At 49.7% G+C, this 25622-nt stretch carries 18 protein-coding genes; 13 read left to right on the top strand and 5 right to left on the bottom strand.

Annotated features, from left to right (window positions below; translation table 11 throughout):
* Window positions 1–333 precede the first annotated feature (333 nt).
* Together BFC18_RS06250 and BFC18_RS06245 are read left to right on the top strand one after the other, a co-directional pair.
* Entirely contained in the window at window positions 334–945 is a 612-nt protein-coding gene (locus BFC18_RS06250; protein WP_070124450.1) for a trimeric intracellular cation channel family protein, read from the top strand.
* Window positions 946–1029: 84 nt separating this feature from the next.
* On the top strand, window positions 1030–2550 hold the full coding sequence (locus BFC18_RS06245) for a YifB family Mg chelatase-like AAA ATPase (protein WP_070124449.1): 1521 nt from the start codon (window positions 1030–1032) through the stop codon (window positions 2548–2550).
* Here the strand turns inward: BFC18_RS06245 and ilvY are convergent.
* On the bottom strand, window positions 2542–3399 hold the full coding sequence (gene ilvY / locus BFC18_RS06240) for an HTH-type transcriptional activator IlvY (protein WP_070124602.1): 858 nt from the start codon (window positions 3397–3399) through the stop codon (window positions 2542–2544). The two genes, BFC18_RS06245 and ilvY, sit on opposite strands and share 9 nt — an antisense overlap.
* Before the next feature lie 152 nt (window positions 3400–3551).
* Between ilvY and ilvC the strand changes: the two genes are divergently transcribed.
* Window positions 3552–5033: a ketol-acid reductoisomerase gene (gene ilvC / locus BFC18_RS06235; RefSeq protein ID WP_070124448.1), complete on the top strand. Its 1482-nt coding sequence runs from the start codon at window positions 3552–3554 to the stop codon at window positions 5031–5033.
* Between the two features lie 145 nt (window positions 5034–5178).
* Here ilvC and BFC18_RS06230 read toward each other — a convergent pair whose 3' ends face one another.
* Window positions 5179–7143, bottom strand: coding sequence for an alpha/beta hydrolase family protein (locus BFC18_RS06230; protein ID WP_070124601.1), 1965 nt, complete (start codon window positions 7141–7143; stop codon window positions 5179–5181).
* A gap of 426 nt (window positions 7144–7569) precedes the next feature.
* Here BFC18_RS06230 and BFC18_RS06225 point away from each other — a divergent pair, with 426 nt between their 5' ends.
* The 4 genes from BFC18_RS06225 to BFC18_RS06210 are packed head-to-tail and all read left to right on the top strand — an operon-like array spanning window position 7570 to window position 12416.
* A complete protein-coding gene (locus BFC18_RS06225) occupies window positions 7570–8307 on the top strand; it encodes a hypothetical protein (protein ID WP_070124446.1) in 738 nt (245 codons plus the stop codon).
* Window positions 8304–10112, top strand: coding sequence for a hypothetical protein (locus tag BFC18_RS06220; protein WP_070124445.1), 1809 nt, complete (start codon window positions 8304–8306; stop codon window positions 10110–10112). Before BFC18_RS06225 ends, BFC18_RS06220 begins: the two co-directional genes overlap by 4 nt.
* Complete coding sequence (locus BFC18_RS06215; protein ID WP_070124443.1) at window positions 10105–11730, top strand: hypothetical protein; 1626 nt, start codon at window positions 10105–10107, stop codon at window positions 11728–11730. Before BFC18_RS06220 ends, BFC18_RS06215 begins: the two co-directional genes overlap by 8 nt.
* Before the next feature lie 5 nt (window positions 11731–11735).
* The gene (locus BFC18_RS06210) at window positions 11736–12416 is read left to right on the top strand and encodes a M15 family metallopeptidase (RefSeq protein WP_170826569.1); all 681 of its coding nucleotides are present in this window, start codon (window positions 11736–11738) and stop codon (window positions 12414–12416) included.
* Here BFC18_RS06210 and BFC18_RS06205 read toward each other — a convergent pair.
* Window positions 12413–13627 (bottom strand): multidrug effflux MFS transporter, encoded by a 1215-nt coding sequence (locus BFC18_RS06205; RefSeq protein ID WP_070124599.1) that lies wholly within the window; start codon window positions 13625–13627, stop codon window positions 12413–12415. The genes BFC18_RS06210 and BFC18_RS06205 overlap by 4 nt on opposite strands.
* A gap of 369 nt (window positions 13628–13996) precedes the next feature.
* On the opposite strand from BFC18_RS06205, the gene BFC18_RS06200 reads away from it, so the two are divergent.
* The 3 genes from BFC18_RS06200 to BFC18_RS06190 are packed head-to-tail and all read left to right on the top strand — an operon-like array spanning window position 13997 to window position 20570.
* On the top strand, window positions 13997–15823 hold the full coding sequence (locus tag BFC18_RS06200) for an autotransporter assembly complex protein TamA (RefSeq protein ID WP_245680349.1): 1827 nt from the start codon (window positions 13997–13999) through the stop codon (window positions 15821–15823).
* Window positions 15820–19560, top strand: coding sequence for a translocation/assembly module TamB domain-containing protein (locus BFC18_RS06195; protein WP_070124437.1), 3741 nt, complete (start codon window positions 15820–15822; stop codon window positions 19558–19560). Before BFC18_RS06200 ends, BFC18_RS06195 begins: the two co-directional genes overlap by 4 nt.
* Window positions 19557–20570: an LLM class flavin-dependent oxidoreductase gene (locus BFC18_RS06190; RefSeq protein WP_070124435.1), complete on the top strand. Its 1014-nt coding sequence runs from the start codon at window positions 19557–19559 to the stop codon at window positions 20568–20570. Before BFC18_RS06195 ends, BFC18_RS06190 begins: the two co-directional genes overlap by 4 nt.
* Before the next feature lie 4 nt (window positions 20571–20574).
* Here the strand turns inward: BFC18_RS06190 and BFC18_RS06185 are convergent, their stop codons facing one another.
* Window positions 20575–21159 (bottom strand): hypothetical protein, encoded by a 585-nt coding sequence (locus tag BFC18_RS06185; protein ID WP_070124434.1) that lies wholly within the window; start codon window positions 21157–21159, stop codon window positions 20575–20577.
* Complete coding sequence (locus BFC18_RS06180) at window positions 21149–21703, bottom strand: RNA polymerase sigma factor (RefSeq protein WP_083272937.1); 555 nt, start codon at window positions 21701–21703, stop codon at window positions 21149–21151. The genes BFC18_RS06185 and BFC18_RS06180 overlap by 11 nt, the downstream gene beginning before the upstream one ends.
* A 132-nt stretch (window positions 21704–21835) precedes the next feature.
* On the opposite strand from BFC18_RS06180, the gene BFC18_RS06175 reads away from it, so the two are divergent.
* The 3 genes from BFC18_RS06175 to BFC18_RS06165 are packed head-to-tail and all read left to right on the top strand — an operon-like array spanning window position 21836 to window position 25614.
* Entirely contained in the window at window positions 21836–23164 is a 1329-nt protein-coding gene (locus BFC18_RS06175) for an ATP-binding protein (protein ID WP_070124432.1), read from the top strand.
* Window positions 23157–24152, top strand: a complete 996-nt coding sequence (locus BFC18_RS06170) for an NADH-quinone oxidoreductase subunit B family protein (RefSeq protein ID WP_070124430.1) — start codon at window positions 23157–23159, stop codon at window positions 24150–24152. The genes BFC18_RS06175 and BFC18_RS06170 overlap by 8 nt, the downstream gene beginning before the upstream one ends.
* 10 nt (window positions 24153–24162) lie before the next feature.
* Complete coding sequence (locus BFC18_RS06165) at window positions 24163–25614, top strand: nickel-dependent hydrogenase large subunit (protein WP_070124428.1); 1452 nt, start codon at window positions 24163–24165, stop codon at window positions 25612–25614.
* Window positions 25615–25622: the final 8 nt, after the last annotated feature.

The raw sequence follows: 25622 nt of genomic DNA, 5'->3' as shown, positions 1-25622 counted from the left end.
TTTTGGTCTTAAAAAAATGGTTTAAATGCGAATTGATTTGTCGTTGGTGCTGACTTGCACGCAGAACGACACGCTCATCTAGGTTCGCCTGTTGGCCGACATAGAAAAGGATAGTCCGTTAGCGCGGACTTTTTATGACTGGGTTATAGAATTGTTCAGAATTTCTATCGGAGCATTAAAAAATGCGCCGTAGCAGGTGGCTGGCTGACCACACATTGCTTGAGGGCGAAGAAATAGCATGAAACCCGCGCCAGAATCAAGTATTTTGCGCCCTGACGCCCAAATTAAGCCTGAAATGAGGGTGTACATAAAACAACAACACAGAGTAATGCAATGACAGATTGGTTTCACTGGCTGAATCTGGCGGGCGTCGCGGTTTGCGCGATTTCCGGCACATTAATGGCCTATCAGAAGAAAATGGACGGATTTGGGGTGGTGGTGCTCGCCTCGGTGACCGCTATTGGCGGCGGCACCCTGCGCGATATCATGCTCGATTTACCGGTTTTCTGGATCAAAGACACCGACTACCTGTATACCACATTAGGTGCAGCCTTGCTGACGATAGCCTGGTTGAGAATCAGTCCTCGCTTTCCTTATCACTATTTACTGGTAGCCGACGCATTCGGGTTGGCACTCTTTAACGTGGTGGGAATGGAGAAAGCACTGATCAACGACGCGCCCATGTCGGTAGCCATCGCCATGGGCACCATTACTGGGGTGTTCGGCGGTTTGCTACGAGATGTGATTTGCCGTGAAGTGCCGCTGGTCCTCAATGGTGAACTCTATGCCATCACTTGTATAACCGGTGGTCTGAGTTATGCCGCGCTATTATATGCCGGGTTTGATCAACACTACTGCCCTTGGTTTGCGCTATTGGTTACCGTGCTGATGCGCCTGGCCGCCATGCGTTGGCACTGGCAGCTGCCGGTATTTAAGAACGAGTAGGCTTAATTAAACTGCCCGCCAGGCCAGTTATTCCCGCGCCTGAGCACCGATACACTTAGCCCAGATGTGTAACGGAGATTGTGTATGGGCATGGCAGTGGTAAAAACCCGGGCGGGTAGCGGCATCAACGCGCCCCTGGTTCGGGTGGAAGTGCATCTGGCGAATGGACTACCGGCTTTTCAGCTCGTCGGTATGGCAGAGACATCGGTAAAGGAAGCCAGAGACAGGGTACGTAGCGCCATGATCAACAGCGGCTTTGAATTCCCCGCCCGTCGCATTACCGTGAACCTCTCTCCCGCCAGTATTCCAAAACAGGGAGGTCGCTACGATCTAGCCATTGCTATCGGTATTCTTATCGCTGCCGCACAGCTGCCCGAAAGTATTGCCGATGATTATGAATTTGTTGGCGAACTGGCGCTCACCGGAGAGCTAATGGCCGTATCAGGGATCATCCCAGCAGTATTAGCCTGTCGCGATCAAAATCACAGACTGTTCCATCCTTCTGCGAATAGAAACGAAGCGGCTCTGGTGGAAGGAGCTAGGCGCTATGCTGCAGAATCGCTTTTGTCGGTGTTTCTTCATCTGGCCGACCTGGAACGATTAAGTGAAGATCCTCATCAACCTTTGCAGTTAGAAAGTGAGCATCAACACCCTGTATGGGATGGCATTCATGGGCAGCATCAAGCGAAGCGAGCCCTAATGATAGCCGCAGCAGGCGCGCATAATTTATTATTTACAGGTCCGCAAGGTACGGGTAAAAGCTTGCTGGCCAGCCGTTTTCTGCAATTGTTACCGCCACTCACAGCCGAGCAGGCACTTGAAGTCGCCACGCTCTATTCCATTAGTCACACTGGCTTCGCAACAAAAAATACCGGCACCCGGCCGTTTCGTTCTCCCCACCATACCAGTTCAGCTGTTGCCCTGACGGGCGGTGGCTCGACACCTACGCCAGGAGAAATTTCTCTGGCTCATCATGGTGTTCTGTTTCTAGATGAATTGCCGGAATTTGGCCGCCGGGCATTGGATATACTGCGCGAACCTCTGGAAACCGGAGAGGTACACATTTCCCGCGCATCCGGGCATGCTGTATTTCCCGCTCGCTTCCAACTCATTGCGGCCATGAACCCCAGTCCGACAGGGGATGTACAGGATGGTAGAACACCGCCAGACCAAGTGCTGCGCTATTTAAGTCGAGTGTCTGGCCCACTATTAGACCGTATTGATATTCAAGTGGAAGTGCCACGTTTGCCCGATTACCAACTCACTCTGACCCTGGAAAACGATGAACCGGAAACGTTGCAGTCGCCACGCAAAAAAGTGATACAAGCCAGAGAGTTACAGATAAGCAGACAAGGTGTACTAAACGGTGCATTGCCGGTAAACAGCCTTGCAGAACACTGTTTACTCAGTGATGAAAATCTCAATTTTATTCAGCAGGCAGCTAAAAAACTTCAGCTTTCCATGCGCGCTTTTCACCGGGCGTTGCGCGTAGCCCGCACCATTGCTGACCTTGAACAGGAAACGGCTGTGGGCCGTCAGCATCTGGCCGAAGCCCTTGGCTACCGGGCGCTGGACAATGTGATAAAACAGCTTAGCTCAACCTAAACTAAATAAGGCATCAATTAGCGGGTCGCTGCGCCGGGCATTTAAACAGGCAATACCGAGCTCATAAGCTTCAATATCGGCCACGTGAATTTTACTCACGCTTCCTGCCATAGAAGAGTGCTCCAGCACCACTTCGGGCACGAAGCCCACACCGCATTCTAACGCCACCATGCTCACAATGGCCTCGTTTCCGCCTACCGACGCATACACATTGGGACGAATGCCGTGTTCAGCAAACCAGTGATAAGCAATGCGCCGGGTGGGGCCATGTTCAGGCATGATCACCTGATGACGGCGCCAATCCACCTGCGAGAGCTCCGTTAAACGCCAATCCCGCGGTGCAATCAATACTAGCGGAACATCATCTAGTGCTGAAAATGCCATGTCGGTGGGGAAGTCAGGGGTATGAATGGCTATCGCTACATCACACTCTTTCTGTTTCACTTTTTCATTCGCCAACGCAGGATCGCCAGTAATGAGTCGGATATCTACGCCAGGATAGCGATTACGGAACTGCTTGAGTAACGCCGGAAGGTGACTTTGTGCGGCAGTCACTGAGCAGAATAAGCTAAGTTCACCTTGTAGGGTTTCGCTGTCATCCCGCAGTTCATGCAATAAAGATTGCCATTCTTTTAGCATGTCGGTGCTGAATGCCAGCATCTTATGCCCGGCATGGGTGAGTTCTACGCTACGGTTATTGCGCTTCAACAGCACGGCTCCGCATTCTTCCTCCAGCCTTTGAATGGCGCGGCTTAGCGTAGAGGGAGATACATACATGGCCTCTGCCGTGACACCAAAATGCAGGCTGGTAGCGAGATGATTAAACAGCTGTAGAGAACGAAAATCCATAATATTGCAAAATATGAAACACTGTTTTGCGAATATATCATTTTCCAAAACAAAAGTGTTCAAGTAATCTTCACAGCAAGTCGTCATCGACGAGGTCATCGACTGGCTTTGAGCCGTTGATAATGACTAGATTATGATGTTCGGAATTTATTATGGCTAATTATTTTAATACTCTGTCTCTGCGTCAGCAATTGGACCAATTAGGTCGCTGTCGTTTCATGGCTCGCAGCGAATTCACCGATGGTTGTGAATTCCTGAAAGGCAAAAAAGTGGTTATCGTGGGCTGTGGCGCACAAGGTCTGAACCAAGGCCTGAACATGCGCGATTCAGGGTTAGATGTTGCTTACGCACTGCGTCAGGCAGCTATTGATGAAAAACGCGACTCGTTTCAGCGTGCATCAGGTAACGGATTCAAAGTTGGTACCTATCAGGAACTGATCCCTGAAGCAGATCTGGTATACAACCTCACGCCTGACAAGCAACACGCAAGCGTAGTTGAAGCGGTAATGCCGCTGATGAAAGAAGGTTCAGCGCTGGGCTATTCTCACGGTTTCAACATCGTTGAAGAAGGTCAGCAAATCCGTAAAGACATCACTGTTGTGATGTGTGCACCTAAGTGTCCTGGTACTGAAGTACGTGAAGAATATAAGCGTGGTTTCGGTGTACCTACACTGATCGCGGTTCACCCTGAGAACGATCCAAAAGGTGAAGGCTGGGATATCGCGAAAGCACTGGCAAGCGCCACTGGTGGCGACCGTGCAGGTGTTCTGGAATCGTCTTTCGTTGCAGAAGTTAAATCAGACCTGATGGGCGAGCAAACCATTCTGTGTGGTATGCAACAAGCCGCAGCTATCCTGGCATATGAAAAAATGACAGCGGATGGCATGGACGCGGGTTACGCTGCTGCGTTAATCCAGTTCGGTCTGGAAACCATCACCGAAGCACTGAAGATCGGTGGTGTGACTAATATGATGGACAGACTGTCTAACCCTGCGAAGATCAAGGCATTTGACCTGTCTGAGCAACTGACTGACATGTTACGTCCATTGTTTGAAAAGCATCAGGACGACATCATCAGCGGCGAATTCTCTCGCACGATGATGGAAGACTGGGCGAACGGTGATGCAAACCTGCTGAAATGGCGTGAAGAGACCGGTGAATCTGGTTTTGAGAACGCACCTCAGTACGATGGTAAAATCACTGAGCAAGAATTTTTTGACCACGGCATCCTGTTAGTTGCCATGATCAAGTGCGGTGTAGAAGTAGCCTTCGACGTAATGGTTGAAGCGGGTATCCTGCCTGAGTCTGCTTACTATGAATCACTGCATGAAACACCATTGATTTCTAACACTATCGCTCGTAAGCGTCTGTATGAAATGAACGTGGTAATCTCCGATACTGCTGAGTACGGTAACTACCTGTTCGCTAATGCAGCCATTCCATTACTGCGCGAGAAGTTAATGCCGTCAATTGATACCAGCGTTATCGGTAAAGGGTTAAACGAAACCTCTAACCAGGTTGATAACCGCCGTCTGGTTGAAGTGAACGATGCCATCCGTAATACCGGTGTAGAAGCTATCGGTAAAGAATTACGCGGCTACATGACGGACATGAAAGCCATCATTGGTGTGTAACGATTTCTGTCGTTAGGTGCTTAACCAAGCCCTCTTGCCCGACCATTTTGGTCGGGCTTTTTTATGCCTGGAATTCGATAGCAACAAACAAAAACGCCAGCAAGATGCTGGCGTTTGCATAGAGGTTCAGAGACCGCTTCGCGGATTACTTTTCAAGCCCCACGATGTCAATAGCCGGTAACGGCTCTGCTAATTTAAAGCCCAGCACCTGTGAGTAGAAATACAGCTCGGCATTCAGTGCCGTCACAATATTCTCAGACTTCCTGAAGCCGTGCCCTTCACCTTCAAAGGCCACATAAGCGGTAGGAATGCCTTTGTCTTTCAGTGCTTCAAAGATCATTTCAGACTGGTTAGGTGGCACGACCTTATCATCCAGCCCCTGTAACAGCAGCAACGGTACGTTGAAGCCATCGAGATGATGAATAGGAGAGCGTTCGATGTATAAATCCTTGCGTTCCGGGTACGGGCCAATTACCTGATCCAGGTAGCGAGATTCAAACTTGTGGGTATCACCGGCCAGTGCTTCAAGGTCGCTAACGCCATAGTGACTGGCACCGGCTTTAAAAACATCACTAAAAGCCAGTGCCGCCAGTGTAGTATAACCACCGGCGCTGCCGCCACGGATAATGAGCTTGTCGGCATCCGCCAGCCCCTGGTCTGCCAGCCACTGTGCACCGGCAACAGCATCTTCTACATCGGTGACGCCCCATTCACCGTAAAGTGCATGACGATATTCACGGCCATAGCCTGTACTGCCACGATAATTCAGATCGAGAATACCGAAGCCGCGGCTAGTCCAGAAATACTTACTTACTGAATAGGTGGGCGACGCTTTTGACGTGGGGCCACCGTGTATCATCACAATCAGTGGCGGCGCGCTGCCTTCAGGCGCATTCACGTCCGGGTTTGTCGGCGGGAAATAGGTGCCGTATGCTTTCGCGTTATCACCCACCGGAAAACTCACTTCCTGAATGGTGGGTACCCAGTCTGGCGACAGTGCGGAATCGCTTGATGAAGTGACAATATTTACTTTGGGCGAATCACCGGATAAATCAGACAGTGTAATGAGTTCACCGGGGCGGGTTTGCGGATCCTGAATCACATAGAGTGCAGAGTCCGATTCAACAAAATCTTCAATGGCGGCACTTTCCGGCGTCAACACATGCAGTGTATTGGATTTTCTATCGAGCAGATAAAGCTGGCCAATGGCACCCTGAACCACTTGCGCGAGAATAGAGCCATCCTGACGAATACGGTAGTAATGTTTGCCCACCTGCCAGGCCGGACCGCCTATCTCTGACTTTTCCGGTTGTGGCGACAGCAGGGTAAACTCGGTGCCGGATACCTGATACAGTGACCACCAGTTATTGCGGTCGCTTAATACATACAGGTTACCTTCAACATCCCACTGAGGATCGATAGCCGATTCACCGGTATTTGGGTTGTGCTCTGTCAGCCCTTCCAGTTTGCCGTCAGTATCGAAGTTTGCCGACCACAGCGTGGTATTGTCCCACGGCATATTCGGATGATTCCACGCAATGAACGCGATGGACTTCCCATCCAATGACAAACTCGGCGCAGATACAAAGCTTGGACCTTCAAACAACACTTCACCTTCCGACATACCGTTTGCAGGCACCGCCACCAACGTGTTCTGTGGTTCGCCCACTGAGCGGTGATCTTCACGAATACAAATCAGTCGATCGCGGGTTGCATCCAGTTCACAGGCACCAAAGCGGATTTTATCTTCTGGTGTAATTGCCACCGGCGCTTCACCAATCACCATGCGGTAAATGCGCTGATCGTTAAAATGCGTAAACCAGACCACACCGTTACTGACCAGCATGGAACGTCCGCCATATTCGTGCACACGAGTACGCACATTCCAGGGTGCTGCCAGCAACTCTTCAGCCGCCGTATCGCTTTGACCCTTTTTTTTACGCATTATGGTGCTGCGACCACCTTCCAGCGGTCGGGATTCCACCCAGTACACATAACCATTGTCTACAGCCAGCGTTGAGAGTCCGCGGCTGCCCTGCACAATGGATTCAGCGGTTACTGGCGACGACCAGCCACCATATTCGACAGTATCGGTTGATGATGATTTCATAGACTCCTCGTCCGATCGTGATTCTTTGGGTTGGCAAGCTGCAAGCAGCACTACCAACGAGATAAGCAGGTAACGCATGCCAACATCCCTCTGTTATACAAAGTGTATTTAAGACAATGGCTGGTACTGTAACGCACTCGTACTCAAACTGCTATCTAGCCTACTGACGACGATTTCCCTTCCGACTTCGATTAAAAAGCGGGTATTTTTTCGATCCCCACCTAAGCAAACTGTACATTTTTTACACTCAAGGCGTTTACTTTTTACTCTCCCCTCAATATATTGTTCAACTTATAAGCAATTTTGCTCGAAACGGATTTCGCAATGACCATTCTCACAAGGAAGATGAGAAGCCTTGCTTCTTTTCTTTGCATTACTTATTTCACTCTACTTTCTACAGGGTGCGCCAACTCCCAGACGGCAAGCATGGATGTCGAAGAAGTATTCTACGTTGCCGTCGCCAGCGGCGAAAACACCAACTACTTTCGCGTCACCGTAAAAGGCAAAAGCGTGTTAGGGGTTGCAGCCTACGAGTCTGGCTGGTTTCCCAGCGCAGCAGTTGACAGGCTATACGGCGCGGGAAACATTGAAAGCGTTAAGTCTGAGCTCGCTAATGAAAAGATCAAAAACGCTTTTGATGATGCCTATGTTGCAGCTTATGACGCTTATATGAAGGCAGCGCAAAATCCTGCCAGCACAGATGAAGAAATCGCCAAACACCTTCTTGTTTTAAAACGGGTTCGCGCGGTACCAGGTGATGGCACACCCCTTCCTGACGGTGCAAAAGAGATTGAGTACGACCCCGTTTCTAACCTCACATTAATGCACTCTGGAGAGAAGTTTGTCATCGCCTTTTCCTCCAACCCTGACGAAGTACTGAATGGCATAAAAACGACAGCTCAAAATAACGAAACCAGTCGAGCTATTCTGAAACTATCGCAACTGGCGAAAGGTCAGGAAGATGCAGAAAACGTTCGTCTGGCAAAAGAAAAACAAAATATTGAGCGTTTTGCTTCGCTTTTAAGTGCTCGGCTGACAAGCACCGCAGGACTCCTTGAAGAAAAAACCGAAAGCGACGATGAAAAGAAACTGGCAGCGCAGCAGCTTGATGAGCTGAGAACTGAAGTTGAGTCTCTGGTAACACTGACGGAGTCTTCATTATGAAAAATCAACTTTCGTTTATCTGTGCCCTGGCAGGCGTGATGACGTTATCGGGCTGTGCTACGGCGACACTCGACGTGACCGTAGACATTTTCGAAAAGAACCCAGCCGTGGATTTGCCGTTATCTGACCGCAAGGTTGAGGCCATGCTTCAGGATTTGGCAAAGCTTCAGGAAAACGCAGATGAGACGTTGGCGACCAGGATAAAGCTTGCTACAGGTACATCAGCGCTATATGACGACGCGCTTAAGATGCTCATTAAAGCTGATAGGCTAAAAGCTGACGACGTATCCTATCCTGCTCAGGTTAGCTGTCCAAAGTTATCTGACGATAAAAAAGTCGACTCAAATCTGAAGCCACTCGAAAAGTACAATAGCTGTCTCAGCGAAAGCTATGAAGATTTTAAAAATGCGAGTAATGAGGCTTATGATGGACTGCTAACCTACCTCAAAGCATACAAAAAAGCCTACACGGAGATCGTCAGGCAGCAATGCCAGCAGTTAGTAAACAGCGATAAAGACGAAAAAAGGGAAGTCCTCCGGGAAATCTGTGACAACCCAGAAACCTTTATTGAATACCAGGACAAGGATATTCAAACCATCAGAATTGGAGATTCAAAGCCGCCGCACAGACGGAAAAGCAAAGACATTGAAGTACTGACGAAACATAACTATCTGTTTGACAAAATCACGGTGACAGCAAAGTTTCGTGCACTGAATGTCAATGGCCAAGGTGAAATTTGTAGTCCAGATAAGGACATCGCTTTTCCATCAAAAGTCACTAAAACTGTTACCGTCAAAACGACTACAAAGAATGGTAAAACGGAGACGGTAGAACAGATAGCAGACACTTATACTCTCAATGAATCAGAGATATGTGGACAAACTTTTGTCGATCTCGAAGTCGATACTCTGGATAAAGTCTCACGCGTTATTGCTGCCTACAAACAACTCAGCCATCCCGCTATTTACTTCAACTGGGGCAATATCGAGTTTCTGATAAATAAATACATCGAGGTGCGTCCCGGGTCGGCACCGCTGTGGAAAAACTTTGCACGTCAACTGCAAAAAAAGCTGGTGGCGCTCAATGAAGAAGCTGGAGTCCAGCCCGCTACTGGCCAGCGAACCATTTCCCGAAGTTATGATGACACCAGCTTTCAAGGAGCCAGTCTGAATCTGGCCAACGAATTGGAAGCGCTGCGTAATGATTTACCCGAATCTGCATCCTCACAAGCTGCACTAGAAGGCCTGGTAAAAAGTAAAAGCAACCTTAACGACCTCATTGACCGCCTGCAGAACGCGGGTGATCCGGTGTGGCGAACCATCGTCAATCCGATGTTCGCTAATCAGTGGAATACAATCAATAAACAGCACTTCAAAGGCGATGGAAACACATCTGTGGTAGTTATTCGGGACACGCCAACCCGTTTCCGCACGGCACAGGCAAAGAACAACCCTACGGTACTCGCACAAAATCAAATTGCTATAAGCTCCGCTGTAACTGAGGCTGCTTTGAATGTAGTTGGCGGGTTATCTGGCCTTGGCAAAGTCGACTTCGGCAAAGACAATGCAGATGACGAACAACCTTTAGATGCCGGAAAGAATGAAGCACTGGCACTGGACATCGATTATCAGAAAACGGTGATACGAAACCTGAAGTCAGAACTCTCCCAGCTACTGGCTGAAATCAATGCACTGCCGGATGATGCCGACGTGAGAAAAGTTGAAAAGCTCCGCCAGTCTGCGAAAGCGCGGATGAGCGCTTATGCAACGGCACTCTCGCTGGCAGGGAGTGATACCAATGAATAGCTCCTTCAGTTCGGCAGATAAAGGGTTTCGCAAATGGGCTGGCCCGGTTGTTTTGGTACTTATATTGACCGGCGCTCTATTCTGGATAATTACATCATTCTTTGGCGTTGGTAAATCCTATTCCCATTTCCTCCTTATTTTGGGTGTTTCTATATCAATAGCCTGCGCGATAAGCTTATTTACTGCAGAACTGATAGTCAGTGACGACGACCCAAACCGCGAAAGACGGATCGCCAGAGGTGTGCTGGTAATAGGCTATATGTTTCTGATTGCTATTGCCTGCCTTGCGTTTGCGCTAATGTTTATCGATTATGATAAAACAAAGAACGAAAACACAATTCCTGCCTTCCTGCCTATGCTCGTCTATGGCTGTGAATATCAAGCACCAGCCGAACCCAAGCAATCTGAAACAAAAGAAAATGAAAACTCAGCAGAGCTAAAGGCTGTACTGCGGGTTACCATTCCTGCCAACCTGAAATACTGCGGACAGACAGAGCCGCAAAGAATGCTTGTGATAGGTGGCATAAAAACCCAATGCAGCCTCACCAATAATTGCTCCGTTGTCGATGCCCCAGAGATTGCCAAAGCAGAGAAAGCGATTACACCTACAGATTCTGAAACACCCATTAATGCGATGCCCGGAGCAAATGACTTCTACCACGACCAGAAAAACTGCAGCGCAGATATCGACAGCTTGCTCAGTAAAGATGATCCCAATCCCTGTGCATCCGCAGAGCTGCTTAAACGCCTTGACTCTCGAATCAAAAAAGCAGGCAAGGTTGCCGACGACAATAATACAATCCGCACTTACGCATTAAGTGCTAACCCCGGTGACGAATCAGATTTTAAAAATATTGCGAAACTGATTAAGCTCCAGAGCCTGGTTGAAGCAAGAATTGAACAGAAAAAGGCGCTCGATGCTCACTACGTGATTGATAATCATGTAACCGGCAACCTGATTATTGGTGGCATTATTGTACCAGCCTACTTTATTTTCTGTGCATTGATCGGTGCAATGATTGCCATGGCGAGAAAGCTGCCGGAATTCCAGGCCCGCCTGAAACGCACTGAAGAGGATACCAGCGAAAAAGTATTCCGTGGCGATTCCTATGCGCCAATTGGCTATTGTGAGCTTCCCGAACTGGTATTGTTTCAGATTATCCAGGTAGCCTCAGCACCCATACTTGCTGTGATTGCATACGGCTATCTTAACGATGACTTTGAAAGTCAGTTCACGGGCATATCTATCGCCTTTGCGGCAGGCTTTTCGTCCGAATGGATCTTGATGATGGTCAGAAGTATCAGTGACCGCTTGGGTGGCGCCAAGCCCAAAACAGTGCCTTATCGTACCGTCACTCCGGAAGCAAAAGCAGCGGCCTTCATTGATTTAAAATCCGGTCGTGCCTATGTGAGCGACACCATAATACTAATCAAACCAGTCGGTCTTCATAAAATAGGGGATAAATTTGTGCTGACCAATATAACCGGCCAGGAACTTACCGTGAGAGAAAAAGCCGGAGTAGCAACGATTATCCGCTCGGCCGACTTCTTCGACATCGAGCTTGAACAGCCAAAGTACGTCAGCATGGATGACGACGAAAACAATGCGGTTGGGTGATGAGCATGAAAAAGTACTTCAGAACCCGCTCAGATAACGGCTTACGCCTACGAAACTCACCGTTTGACGGAGACACGTTGGAAATACTCCCAGATGACACCAAACTTACCGCCGTTGATGAGCAAACCTGGGTGAAAGTTATCACGCCATCGGGGAAAGTGGGCTACGTATTGAAAGACTATCTGGAGCCTTATAAACCGCGAATTACGCCAGAAAAAGTTGTTCCTTTCCTTTTAGATAACGGCATCATTCAATATCGGCCCCGGAATGATTGCATCACAAGCGAACAACCGATTCGCATTCACAAAGACTTTGAGAAGTCACTGCTCATTATGGAAGAGGAAGCCAAAAATCACGAGCTAAAGCTACTGGTGACCAGCAGTCTGCGTTCACCGCTTTCGCCAGTCGGCAATGCCATTGTGAAACCGGCAAGCGTGTCGAATCACCATGTGGGTCACGCCGTCGACGTCAACTTCATGTATAAAACCATCTGCTACGGCTCCCGAGCTTTCAAAGGCAGCACCCAAATACCGGACAACATCACACAGTTTATTTGTGCAGTTTGCAAACAAGGCTTGCGCTGGGGCGGCCACTTCGGCACGCCCGACTATGTTCACTTCGATGACAAACTGAACATTAATGACCCGGAACAATATCAACGAAAACTAAAGCAACTTCACGGTTAGTGAGCGTCTTTATCAGCAAACCGCACACTAACAAACGCCAGTGAGAAGAACGCCAGGAATCCAAATCCAATGGGGTACAGATTTCCGTCGAGGAAACTGTCGATGAACAACGCGATAGGCACTGCAAACAAGCTGGAAAGCGAACCGATGATGGCGGCGCCCAGGCCCGCCATTTCACCCAATGGCTGCATGGCCAGTGCGTTCAGGTTACCGAACAGGATACCCACAAAGAAAAAGCCCACAAACATGACGGGTATTAGAACCTTAATGGGCGGTAGTCCACCAAACAGGAACAGCGTGACCACCATCACGGCGGCAAAACCTACCGCGCCATACAGCGCGATATTCACCAGTTTGCGCATGCCGTAGCGTACAACCATGGTGCCGTTAAAGAACGAAGCGAGCCCGATAGAAAATGCCAGTAGCGCAAATACAAAGGGGAACAGGGTGCCTAAGCCGTAGTATTCCTGGAAAATGGTTTGCGAAGCACTGAGGTAGCCCAAGAATGCCCCGAATATGAAACCCATAGCAACGGTATAACCCATCACATTGACGTTGGTGAGGATGAACTTTGTCGATACAAAAAATCTCAGCCAGGTGAATTTTCGGCGGCGATCGGCGGGTAAGGTTTCAGGTTGCCGATACATGAACCAAGCGCCGGTAATAATTGAAACAATCAAAAACAGGGTGAAAATATGCTGCCAATGGAAGAATGTCAGTACCGCCTGACCCACCATAGGTGCCAGCATTGGCACCAGAATAAAGACCATCATGATGAACGACATCACTCTGGCCATGGCATCACCCACATATAAATCACGAATAACCGCCATGGCTGCCACACGAGGGCCAGACACCCCGAAAGCCTGTATCAACCTGCCGATAAGCATACTATTCATATCGTTGGCCATCATACAAACCACGGTACCGATCACGAAAATGGTGATGCCTAGCAGAATAGTTTCCCTTCGTCCGCGGGTATCTGAATAGGGCCCAAAGAAAAGCTGCCCGAACGCCATGCCACCAAAGAAAATAGAGACTATCAGGTGAGCCTCGTGAGGGTCTTTTGCATGCAGCGCCTCACCTATCTGTATGAGCGCAGGCAACATGGCATCAATACTCAATGCCACCAGCGATGTCATCAGTGCCATCAACGCGACGAATTCGAACAAGCCAAGCGTTGGTGGAATAGGAGTGCGGGGTGCTTTCATGAATTTGGTTTCTGCTTTGTAAATAGTCAATATATAGGCGGTGTATTATAGCTTAATGTAATATGATTAATCGCCATTTGACCGGCTTTATTTGGCAATGCAGCACATCTTATGCGGTTAGTAAGTGGAATAATGTCTTTGCTCTATGGGCTTTGTTGTTTTTGAACGATGAAAACCGGTCATTTATAGCAGGTGCACGATGATCGTTTTGCATCGTTTTAACGAATACCATTATCATTGCATGGTATTTTATTGAGGTATTCTCCATCAGCGCGTTTTTCTGGTGTCTGTCGTACCGTGAACTAATTGTTTTACGGTAACTCTAAGATGCTCCACCACTCATTACTTTTCAGGGAATCATTCAGCTCTATGATTCGTCCTTTCAGTGCGTCGCTCAGGTGTCGCCTGGTTTTACCGTGCCTTCTGTTTTTTACTGCGTTCCAGGCGTCAGCCCTCGATGTTGAAATTGAAGGCGTTGAAGACAGCAAACTGGAAGACAACATTCGTCTGCACCTTAACAGTCTTGATGTGAGTCCTGAGGTGCTTGGCGATCCGTTTTGGCAAGATCAGATAAGTAAAACGGTATCCACCGCAGTAGAGCCTTTTGGTTACTACAACAGTGAGGCTGTGGTTGAGTTGAAAGACGACGACGTGATCCTGCATGTCACATTGAATACGCCACTAAAAGTCGTGAATGTTTTTGCCGAAATATTCGGCGATGCACGCACCGATGACGACTTCAGTAAGCGCTTTAACAGTTTCGCGTTGAAAAAGGGCGACGTGCTGAATCAACCGGTTTATGAAAACTTCAAATCATCCACGTTTAACTATGCCTTGTCCCGGGGTTATTTCGATTTCAACTGGCGCGCGACTCGCATTGACTTGGTGCGTGAAGATCGCGAAGCCAACATTTTGATGATTGCAGATAGCGGTCAGCGCTATCAATTTGGCGACATCAAAATTGTTGGTGACGACAAAGCTATGGCAATCATTAAGCGCCTGCAACCCTTCGAGAAAGGGGAATATTACACCTCTGCCAAGCTGACAGAATTCAATCGTAGGCTAAACCAGTCGAGCTATTTTTCCCGGGTTATTGCACGCCCAGTGGTTACCGAAGCGCAGGGCAAAGAAGTACCGGTTGAAATTACACTGGTGCACAAACCCCGAGATGCTTTTAATGTTGGTCTCGGCGCTGCCACCGATACCGGTGCAAGGCTGCGTTTGAAGTGGGAACGCCCATGGGTGAATTCCCGCGGACACTCGGTAAGTTCAGAGGTGTTTTTATCGCAGCCTGAGCAGTCATTCACGGTGGATTATCGCATTCCACAGGGCGATATCAACAATGACTACATCAGCATTGAAGGCGGCTATCAGTTTATTGATTACAGCAATACCAACACTGAGGCAGAAACCCTCACGGTGGCCGGGCATCGTTATTGGCAGGATAGTGGCTCTCCCTGGCAGTTCGATGCGTCGTTAACTTATCTTCGGGAAAATTACACCCAAGGTGCAGACCCAGCGCAAACCACACAATTAGTTATGCCAGGCTATGGCGTGCGATATCTAAACCGGGATGACTCGCTGAACATCACAAAAGGCACGTATTTTTCTGCTTTTTATCAAATTGGGCGTGACGGCTATGGCTCTGATATCGACTTCCAAAAAGCCGTGGTAGAAGCTGGTATTGTGCGTACTTATAACCGGCATTGGCTTATGCTTCGGGCAGAAGCCGGTGCGATTGAAACCAACAACTTTTCAAAAGTACCGGCCTCATTACGTTTCTTTGCCGGTGGCGACCAGAGTGTAAGGGGTTTTGCTTTCCGCGATATTTCACCAAAAGATGATGTGATCGACCCTGAAACCGGAGAAATTAATAACGTTTCGATTGGTGGTAAATACCTGGCAACAGGCAGTATTGAATATGCTTATGAAGTTGTTCCCAACTGGCGGGCCGCTGTTTTCTTTGATGCGGGTACCGCTGCGAACACGTTTTCAGTCAGCAATAACTGTGATGATTATACAGGCTCATCTTCTGATTCTGAGGTTGGAGATTGTAGTCCCGGCTTAGCCTACGGTGTGGGCACAGGCTTTCACTGGAAGTCTCCCATAGGCCCGGTGCGGATTTATGTTGCACGAGGCATGTCAGACTATGAAAATACCTGGCGTCTGCACTTCATTCTTGGGCCCGAGCTATGAGAAAACGTACGATTAGTCTCTGGGTCGTTGCGCCATTTTTGCTAATTGGTGTGCTAATCGCGTACATCGTCAGTCCGTTAGGTGCGCCGGTTATCCGCTACGTTGCGAACGCTGCAGTAGACGGACTGCACATTGACGATATCGACGGCACAATACTAAGCGATATTACTGTGAGTGGCGTGAGCTGGGAAAACGAGCAGTGGTCGGTGTCGGTTAAGAAAGCGGAAACGAACCTTGTACTCGGCTGTTTAATCACCACCAAAGTGTGTGTGGATTACCTTATTGTAGACGGTTTTACTCTCAAACAGCTCGCTGTTAGTGACGAAGAAGAAGAATCCGACAGTGAACCGCTTACCGAATTTGAACTTCCTGTTTCTGTAAAGCTGAATGCACTCACACTTACCGATGTATCCATTGACTTGCTTGCACAACAGGTTGCGCTTAAGTCGCTGTCTACCAAAGGGACGGCCTGGAAAACCGTTAGCCTGGCGCCGTTAAAAGCAGAAGGATTGGTAGTAACGTTGCCTGAAGCACCACAAGAATCTGAGCCCACAGACAAGCCCGTCAGTTACGCGCTTAGCTACACCGCACCCGCGTTGCCTGAGGTTATTATTCCCATTCCCGTAACGGTGGAATCTTTCGAGCTGAAAGATATTTCAGTCAAACAGGGCGATGCGACGCTGCAAGAGATCCCCATTGTTGCCTTTAACTCACTGACCCTAGAACAGAGCGATGTCGCATTAGATAAGCTCCACGTGGAACATGCTATGGCTAACGTTGATGCTTCGGCTTCGGTTACGCTGGCAAAAGACTATCCGCTGAACCTTGATGCCACTGCCGGCATCACACTGGAAGGTATAGAAGAAACGGTAACGCTCTCCACCGACGGTTCGCTACGCGATTTAAATCTGGATGTGGCGGTGGACGGCACGTATTCGGCCCAGATAGCCGGTCACGCGAATATTCTCGACGATACACTACCGCTGGATCTCAAAATCAACTGGCCAGAACAGGCCATTCCTCAGGTTGAAAACAGCAAGCTGTGGCAAGGCGACATGCTGCTACAAGGCGAAATGGGGGCATACCGCTTTACCGCTGATTCAGGTGCAGATGTTGCCGAAATAGGCGCAATACCGGTCACTGCCGATGTAGTCCTGAACCAGAACGACATTACGATTAATGCGCTGAACGTGAAGATCCTCGAAGGGCAGGTAGTGAATACGGGCACCTTGTATCTGAATGAGTCTGTGAGCTGGTCGGGTAACACAAAGGTCAGTGATATTTCAGCTACCCAGATATCACCTTTTGCGCCCACCCAGATTAACGGTAGCTTGGATAGTCTGATGCGACTTACCGACAAAGGGGTGGAAGCTAACATCAGAAACATGTCGATAAAAGGCATGCGTGATGGCGTACCGGTAGAGGTAAACGGCGGTCTTATCTATTCGCAAGGCAACGATATTCTGGTGGCCAACCTGAATATAAGCCAAGCGGAAAGCACCGTGCGCGCGATGGTTCAAATCTTCAAAGAGCGTTATTTAAACGCAGATATCGATTTAAATGTTGCCGCCATAGATGAACTGTATCCCCAGGTATTTGGTAAGGTTAACGGCAAAATTAAGGCGAAGGGCGAATGGACCGACCCGATTATCGACGCCGACATTACTCTTACTGATGTGATGGCTTCGGCAACATTAAGCCCTATCGCCGCTGAACAGGGCAAGGTGAACGGCACGGTGAATGCTAAAGGGACCTTTTCCGATCACAGCTTTGGTGTAGACCTTTCACTCCCTGAACACAAACTGCAACTCGCCATGAAAGGCGCATGGAAAGACGATCGTTACACGGCAGATATCAGTGATAGTCAAATCGGGCTGCTCACCACGCGTTGGCAGCTTAATCAGCCATTCCGGGTAGCAGTGCGCCCAGAGCCGTTCAGTATGAAAGTACACCGGAACTGCTGGGAATCACGCAATGAAGGCGAGCTGTGTATTGAAGATGTGCTTTACAAAGATGAGCGCACCAAATGGATTGTAAATGCGAACTCAGTTCCGGTGGGACTGTGGGCGCACGAATTGTTGCCTGATACATTCACTGCCACATCCGACGCGCAGTTGTCGTTAAAGACAACGGGCGAGTTTGGTGTTAACGCCCCGATGACAGCGAATTTTGATGTATCCGTTACCCCATCTACCTGGACCATGGGCCCGGAACAACAGTTGAAACTGAACGTAGACACATTGCAAGCGCAGGGTAACTTCAAGAACGACACACTCACATCCACGCTTAAATTAATGAGCGAGCAGTTGGGTAACATCACCGCCGACGTTGAAATGCAGCCTACCAAAGATGACATGCCACTAACCGGCAAGGTAAATATCGATAACATCAGGATTGCGCCATTCAAGCCGATGTCGCCAGCCATTCGACAACTCGCTGGTAATCTGAATGGCGATTTGCAATTAGAAGGCTCAGCGAAAGCGCCTTCAGTCACCGGCCAACTGAAACTAGGCAACGGTAATGTCGACATTGAAGATATGCCGGTCAGCATTGGTGATTGGGAACAGTCAATCACGTTCAATGGTCAGAGCGCAGACTTTGACGGTAAGTTTTTACTCGGTAACGGACCTGGCACGCTAAGTGGCGATCTGGCCTGGAGCGATGGTTTTGAAACCAATATCAAGCTAAAAGGCGATCGCTTCCGCGTGAATCAGCCTGATATCAGCATAGACGTATCGCCAGATATTTCGGCGAGTGTGAAGCCCGGAGAAGTCAACGTTTCTGGCTCTGTTGATATTCCCTGGGCTCGTATCGAAATCGAAGAATTACCGCCAAGCGCTGTCTCGCCGTCGAAAGATGTGCATTTACGCGGCGAACCCCCGACGGAAGATCCTCTCGACATGGTTAATGCCAATATCACGGTGAATATCGATGAGGAAAAACTCGGCGAGGTGAAGCTGGAAGCCTTTGGTTTAACGGCCAACCTACACGGGAATATCGAAGTAGATACTCAGCCATCCATGGTGGCATTTGGTAGCCTGCAAATTCTCAACGGGCGCTATCAGGCCTATGGCCAGGATCTGGTTATTCGTACCGGTGAAGTGCAATTCAATGGACCAATTGACCAACCTTCCCTGTTGGTAGAAGCCATTCGCGACCCGAATAAAACCGCAGACGGTGTAGTGGCAGGTGTTCGCATTGACGGTGCCGCTGACAGTCCGAACATTGCCTTGTACTCTGAGCCCAGTATGAATCAGAGTAACACCCTGTCTTACCTGCTTACTGGTCAAGGTTTGGGTTCATCGTCATCGTCGAGCAGTGATTACGGCAGTTTGCTGTTGGGCTTCGGGTTATCTAATACAGAAAATCTGCAAAACAAAGTGGGCAGTGCTTTAGGTATTGATGAATTCACGGTTGGCACCACATCTAATCCTAATGGCGGTTCAACCAAGCTGTCTATTAACGGTCAGATAAACGAACGGCTTACCGTGCAGTACAACCTGGACGTGGGTTTAAGCAGTGATAACAACACCACTGGCACTTTACGCCGTCGTCAGGAACCGCCTGATTTAGCCCTGCGTTATCGTTTGCTTCCACGCTTATTTGTTGAAGGCGTGCAAACCACCATTGAGGAGCAATCGGTATTCGCCGTCGATTTTTATTATGAATTCTTCCTGGGGGAATCTACGCCATCCCGCAGTCAGAGCAATCAGACAACCAGTGAGGAGAAACCATGAGTATTCCATTTTCTATACTTGATTTGGCGCATATTGGTGAGGGTCAGAGCGCGGCTAACGCGTTTGAAAAGAGCAAAGCCATAGCCGCTGAAGCGGAAAAGCAAGGCTATCAACGTGTCTGGCTGGCAGAACATCACGGTATGCGCGGTGTTGCCAGTGCAGCAACGGCGGTATTGCTGGCTGCAGTGGGCCAGGCCACCAGCAAAATTCGCATTGGATCGGGTGGCATCATGTTACCTAATCACTCGCCATTAGTGATTGCCGAACAGTTCGGTACGTTGGCTACCCTGTTTCCGGACCGGGTCGATCTGGGTCTGGGTCGCGCTCCAGGCACCGACATGGCCACTGCCAGAGCACTTCGTCGTAACATGAATGCCAGCGTAGAAGATTACCCTGCCGATGTGATGGCGCTGCAGGATTACCTGTCTGACGACAAAGGTGATAACCGCGTTCTCGCGATTCCCGGTGCAGGCACCAAGGTTCCACTGTGGCTACTGGGCTCCAGTCTGTATTCTGCGAAGCTCGCCGGACAGCTTGGTTTGCCGTATTCCTTCGCCTCACATTTTGCGCCAGACATGCTACTAGATGCTATCAGTGTGTACCGTGACAGTTTCCGTCCTTCGGCACATTTAGACAAACCGTATGTATCAGCCGGTGTAATGAGTGTGGTGGCCGATGATGAAGCAGAAGCAGCGCGTTTGTTTACTTCGGTTCAGCAGCAGTTCGCTAATCTGCGCCGTCAGGCAAACGATCCAATGCCAGCCCCCGTCGACAATATTGATGCGGTACTTTCAGAATATGAAGTCGCCGCCATTAACAATACCCTGCGCTTTGCCATTGTCGGTACACCTGCACAGGCGGAACGGCAGATCAGCCAGTTCGTGGAAGCCACTGGTGTGGATGAAATGATTTTCTCATTCCCTATTACCGATAAAGAAAAGTGTCTCGATGCCATTCGCCATGTGGGCGGCATGACCTCGGTGATGCAGAAGCAGGACTGGGCAGCTTAAACCGTTAGTCGAGCTGGCTTCTTATCCCAGCCAGCTCTTCTAATCTAGCTCTGAACTTTCGTTCCCGTCCACGGGCCCAGATAAAACAACCAAAGCTGATCACCAGTCCTAGCCCCAGCCAAACCGCAATCCTGACTAAAGATAATCCTTCCTCACTGGCAGACAAGGTTTTAAAAATTTCTCCGCCGAAGAACAGCAACAGCATCACGCACGACACCCAGCAGGAATGCTTGGTGTAAAACGCAATTTTCACATTGTTCGCCACCTGACGATAAAGCACATTTACGTGCGATTGGGTATCGACGGCCGTGGTGAAGGCAGCGTGACGACGCAGCCAGAGAAAGTAAATGACGAAGGGTACGGTGATAATTAGCGTGGCCCAGGTAACGATTAATGCAGACAGCGGTAATTTGTCTGATTGATAGTAAAGAATGAGCGCCAGCGGTACCGGCCCAAGCACATCCACCAGCATGTAAAAACGCTGCTTCCAGCGCTGCATGAGCAATTCACGTTGAATTTTTTCCACATCGATTGGCTGCACTTCCTGAGTTTGCCAAAGCGCGGCCAGATCATCGGTATTATTTGTCATCGTTTAACCTCTCTACAACAGCGGCTTTGGTTCGCTTCAGCAGTACACCCACGTGGCTGGTGGTTAACCCGCACACGTCGGCAATTTCATCGTAAGACAAGCCTTCCAACGACAATGTCAGTACCTGTCGTCCCGGCAGCGGTAATTCGCGCACGATATTAAGTAACGCCTGCAACTGCTTATCCTGTGCGGCATTGTCTTCGGGATTAAGGGTAAAGGAAGGGCTGGATTCCTCATGCTCCTCAAAGGATTCGGAACGCGGGATACGAGCATTAGTAGCCACGTGGGTTACCGCCCGGTTGTGGGCAATTTTAAGGATATAGGTTTTCAGACTGCTTTTATGCTCAAAACGCTGCAACCCTTGCCACACGGCCAGCGCTATCTCTTGCAGCAATTCCTGTCTCAGCGCCTCATTGGCCTCATAGCCACTGGCAACACGGCTGAGCAGTCCATTGTATTCCTTGAGTACGGCAGCAAAATCGGTAGCCAACGGTGTTCCCGGGTCCTTAGGGTAAATGCCCTGAAAGTGTATTTGTTGCCCCATAGTCAGGGCATTTTGAAAAAAATTACAGTCATCGCGAATAAATTTTTACGGTACCTACTGAGCAGGTACTTGAACCGCCGGGATCTTCGGTATAGTTTTACGCTATGAAATGTCTCATTTTAGTGGTCTGAAATGACCAACGAGCACGAAGTCGATAACGAACAGGCCATCCAGGCCGATGTTGCGTGGGTTGATGTCATCCACAAAATGGATGAGGCCTATGCCGATCTTGTTCGCTCACAGGTAGAACTGGAGAGCAAAAACGTCGAACTGGAAGAAGCTCAGCGCTACTTCGACAGCGTGCAGAGCTCGATGAACGACGTGCTCATTGTTTGCGACAACCACGGCAAAATTGACGGTGTAAACCGTGCGCTCAGCGAATTCACAGACGAAGATAGCCCCAGTCTGCTAGGTACGCCGGTAGAAGAGCTCATCAGTTGCCCTGGTGTTCCACTTTTACCGCTACTCAAACAAGTCGACAGCAAACACATTGAACGTGACGTGGATGTGGTACTACACGGCAGCTTCGGAGATGTGCCGTTATCGGTAAACTGCTCTCCCCGTATTAACCACCGTGGCCGCAAAGTGGGTGTGGTGCTGGTAGGCCGTCCGGTGGGCGAATTACAGCGTGCTTACAAAGAACTCAACGAAGCCCATGCCGAACTGCAACTGGCACAGCAACGGTTAGTACAGTCTGAAAAGATGGCTTCCCTGGGTCGACTGGTCGCCGGGGTTGCCCATGAACTGAATAATCCTATCAGCTTTGTATACGGCAACATGCACGTATTACAGCGCTATACCAATAAGCTGCGCACCTATTTCGATGCGGTGAGCGAAGGTGCCACCCGGGAAGATCTCCGCGACATGCGCTCGCAAATGCGCCTGGATAAGGCGATTAAAGATCTCGACTCACTGGTGGAAGGCACCATGGAGGGCGCGGTTCGGGTGAAAGAAATTGTCGATGACCTGCGTCAGTTTTCATCCACGCAGGCATCTGCAAAAGCCGCATTCGACATTGTTCATGTCATCCGCACAGCGGCACACTGGATTGTGAAAGAGAGCAAATTCTCGGTTGATATTACTTATCAGTTGCCGCCAAAATTAGATGCCTGGGGACACGCTGGGCAAATTCATCAGGTAGTGGTAAATCTGGTGCAGAATGCGTTTGACGCTATGGCCGACAGTGAAATAAGGTCGCTTATTCTGAGTGCAGAGCCTTGTCATCAAGGTGTACTGGTTACATTAAAAGATAGCGGACCAGGCATTAGCGAAACCGATGCTCCCAATTTATTTGAACCCTTTTTCACCACCAAACCAGTAGGAAAAGGCACGGGCCTAGGACTTTCCATTAGCTACGGCATCATCGCTGAACACCACGGCGAACTCAGTATCATTAATCATGAACAAGGTGGCGCACTGGCTCGACTCTGGTTGCCGGGGCCGGGAGAAGACGATGCATAATCTACTCTGGTTACAATCTGGAGGGTGTGGTGGCTGTTCCATGTCACTGTTGAATGCCGAATCGCCAGACGTCATCGCGCTGTTTGAGGCTGCCGACATTAATTTGCTGTGGCACCCCTCGTTAAGCGAAGCCAGCGGCCGCGAATTCCTTGCCATCCTGAATGATATTCTCAACGATCGCCTGTCGCTGGATATTCTGTGCATCGAGGGCTCGATGATGACCGGTCCAAACGGCACCGGTCGTTTTCACGTGATGGGCGGTACCGGCAAGCCAATGATTGAATGGGTGTCAGAGTTAGCAGCCAAGAGTCGTCATACTGTTGCAGTCGGTTCTTGCGCCGCTTATGGCGGCATAACCGCCGCTGCAGATAACCTTACCGATGCCACCGGCTTGCAGTTCGAAGGCGAGCAAACTGGCGGCTTACTTGGCGATGACTACCGCTCACAGTCTGGCAATAAGGTAGTGAATATCGCGGGATGTCCGACGCACCCAGACTGGGTTACTGAAACCCTCACCAGCATTGCCATGAATGAACATACCGATGACGATTTAGATGAACTGGCGCGTCCGCGTATGTACGCCGATCACCTTGTTCATCACGGCTGCAACCGTAACGAATTTTACGAATACAAAGCCAGCGCTGAATCGTTAGGCGATCGCGGTTGTATGATGGAAAATACCGGTTGTAAGGGCACGCAGGCGCACGCCGACTGCAATATCAGGCCGTGGAACGGGCAGGGCTCCTGTACCAACGGCGGCTATCCCTGTATCAACTGTACTGCACCTGAATTTGAAGAACCGGGACACACTTTCACCCGCACACCGAAAGTGGCGGGCATTCCTGTTGGCTTGCCCGCCGATATGCCCAAAGCCTGGTTCGTGGCACTGGCTTCACTGTCGAAAGCCGCCACCCCCAACCGTCTGAAACAGAACGCGGTATCCGATCAGTTAATTTATCCGCCTACTATCTACAAGCGGGACAAATGAGAGCAACCCTATGAGCAGAATCGTTGCAGGCCCGTTTAACCGCGTTGAGGGGGATTTAGAGATTGCCCTGGATATCCAGAACGGAAAGGTCGACAGCGCCGAGGTGAACTCAACCCTTTATCGGGGGTTCGAGCAAATCATGCTGGGCAAAGCCCCATTAGATGCACTGGTGTACACGCCACGGATTTGCGGCATTTGTTCAGTAACCCAATCGGTTGCTGCCGCCCGGGCACTGGCTGATTGCATGGGTATTGAGATGCCCCGTAACGGCCAGTTAGCCACCAATTTGATTCTCGCTAATGAGAACATGACAGACCTACTCACCCATTTCTATCTGTTTTTTATGCCAGACTTTGCCCGCGACCTGTATGCTGACAAGCCCTGGTTTGCAGAAATCTCAAACCGCTTTAAAGCGACATCCGGCAGCGCCACTGCAGTCATGCTGCCCGCTCGCGCGGTCTTTCTGCATCTGATGGGGTTAATGGCGGGCAAGTGGCCGCACACCCTCACTATTCAGCCTGACGGCTCCGCACGTGCTATCGACCGTGCCGAACGTATTCGTGTGGTAACCATCATTTCGGCGTTCCGCAAATTTTTAGAATCTGAACTGTTTGGCGACAATCTCGATACCATCAACAGTCTGTCTTCAATAGATGAGCTCAATGCGTGGCAGGCATCGAAAAGCTGGGATCACAGCGATTTCACCCGCTTTCTGCACATCAGCGAGGAATTGGAGCTGCATAAACTCGGTAAAGGCCCTGGCAACTTTTTAAGTTATGGCGCATACCCACTGACCGAAGGACACCTGTTTGCACCGGGCCAGTTGATTAAAGGTAAACGCACAGACGTGACCATTTCCGCAGTAACGGAAGATCATGCTCACAGCTGGTTAACGCCCCTATCTGCACCGGTAAATCCAATGCAGGGCGAAACCACGCCCGATCTGGATAACGACAACGCGTATAGCTGGTGTAAGTCACCTCGGCTGGATAATCACGTGATGGAAACCGGCGCTATTGCCCGTCAGATGCTGAACCGAAACCCGCTGATTGAAGCATTGGTTGCTGCTAACGGCGCGAATGTACATTCCCGGATCGTCGCCCGCCTGCTGGAACTGGCAAGCGTGATCCCCGCCATGCAAACATGGGCGAAAGCCATCGACCCTTCTGCGCCATTTCGCCACGAAACCAAGCTCCCCGACAGCGCGCGAGGTATTGGTTTGGTGGAAGCGGCCCGGGGTTCGCTGGGACACTGGATAGAAATTAAAAAGGGTAAAATCTCGCAATATCAGATTGTGGCCCCCACCAGCTGGAACTTTTCTCCCAGAGACAGCTTCGGTATTCCAGGTGCATTGGAGCAGGCATTAGAAGGCGCGCCAGTGCGTCCGGGCGAGACTGAGCCGGTGGCTGTGCAGCACATTGTCCGTTCTTTTGATCCGTGCATGGCTTGCACGGTGCACTAGCCTGATTA

Source organism: Alteromonas confluentis (assembly GCF_001757105.1).
GTDB classification, from domain to species: Bacteria; Pseudomonadota; Gammaproteobacteria; order Enterobacterales; family Alteromonadaceae; genus Alteromonas; species Alteromonas confluentis.
The sequence above is the reverse complement of the archived record's forward strand: the minus strand, read 5'-3'. Positions and strand labels throughout refer to the sequence as shown.

What these genes read in the sequence shown, in the direction of transcription:
- BFC18_RS06250 (WP_070124450.1), top strand. Translation starts at nt 334, where the DNA reads ATGACAGATTGGTTTCACTGGCTGAATCTGGCGGGCGTCGCGGTTTGC.
- BFC18_RS06245 (WP_070124449.1), top strand. Translation starts at nt 1,030, where the DNA reads ATGGGCATGGCAGTGGTAAAAACCCGGGCGGGTAGCGGCATCAACGCG.
- ilvY (WP_070124602.1), bottom strand. Translation starts at nt 3,399, where the DNA reads ATGGATTTTCGTTCTCTACAGCTGTTTAATCATCTCGCTACCAGCCTG.
- ilvC (WP_070124448.1), top strand. Translation starts at nt 3,552, where the DNA reads ATGGCTAATTATTTTAATACTCTGTCTCTGCGTCAGCAATTGGACCAA.
- BFC18_RS06230 (WP_070124601.1), bottom strand. Translation starts at nt 7,143, where the DNA reads ATGAAATCATCATCAACCGATACTGTCGAATATGGTGGCTGGTCGTCG.
- BFC18_RS06225 (WP_070124446.1), top strand. Translation starts at nt 7,570, where the DNA reads ATGGATGTCGAAGAAGTATTCTACGTTGCCGTCGCCAGCGGCGAAAAC.
- BFC18_RS06220 (WP_070124445.1), top strand. Translation starts at nt 8,304, where the DNA reads ATGAAAAATCAACTTTCGTTTATCTGTGCCCTGGCAGGCGTGATGACG.
- BFC18_RS06215 (WP_070124443.1), top strand. Translation starts at nt 10,105, where the DNA reads ATGAATAGCTCCTTCAGTTCGGCAGATAAAGGGTTTCGCAAATGGGCT.
- BFC18_RS06210 (WP_170826569.1), top strand. Translation starts at nt 11,736, where the DNA reads ATGAAAAAGTACTTCAGAACCCGCTCAGATAACGGCTTACGCCTACGA.
- BFC18_RS06205 (WP_070124599.1), bottom strand. Translation starts at nt 13,627, where the DNA reads ATGAAAGCACCCCGCACTCCTATTCCACCAACGCTTGGCTTGTTCGAA.
- BFC18_RS06200 (WP_245680349.1), top strand. Translation starts at nt 13,997, where the DNA reads ATGATTCGTCCTTTCAGTGCGTCGCTCAGGTGTCGCCTGGTTTTACCG.
- BFC18_RS06195 (WP_070124437.1), top strand. Translation starts at nt 15,820, where the DNA reads ATGAGAAAACGTACGATTAGTCTCTGGGTCGTTGCGCCATTTTTGCTA.
- BFC18_RS06190 (WP_070124435.1), top strand. Translation starts at nt 19,557, where the DNA reads ATGAGTATTCCATTTTCTATACTTGATTTGGCGCATATTGGTGAGGGT.
- BFC18_RS06185 (WP_070124434.1), bottom strand. Translation starts at nt 21,159, where the DNA reads ATGACAAATAATACCGATGATCTGGCCGCGCTTTGGCAAACTCAGGAA.
- BFC18_RS06180 (WP_083272937.1), bottom strand. Translation starts at nt 21,703, where the DNA reads ATGGGGCAACAAATACACTTTCAGGGCATTTACCCTAAGGACCCGGGA.
- BFC18_RS06175 (WP_070124432.1), top strand. Translation starts at nt 21,836, where the DNA reads ATGACCAACGAGCACGAAGTCGATAACGAACAGGCCATCCAGGCCGAT.
- BFC18_RS06170 (WP_070124430.1), top strand. Translation starts at nt 23,157, where the DNA reads ATGCATAATCTACTCTGGTTACAATCTGGAGGGTGTGGTGGCTGTTCC.
- BFC18_RS06165 (WP_070124428.1), top strand. Translation starts at nt 24,163, where the DNA reads ATGAGCAGAATCGTTGCAGGCCCGTTTAACCGCGTTGAGGGGGATTTA.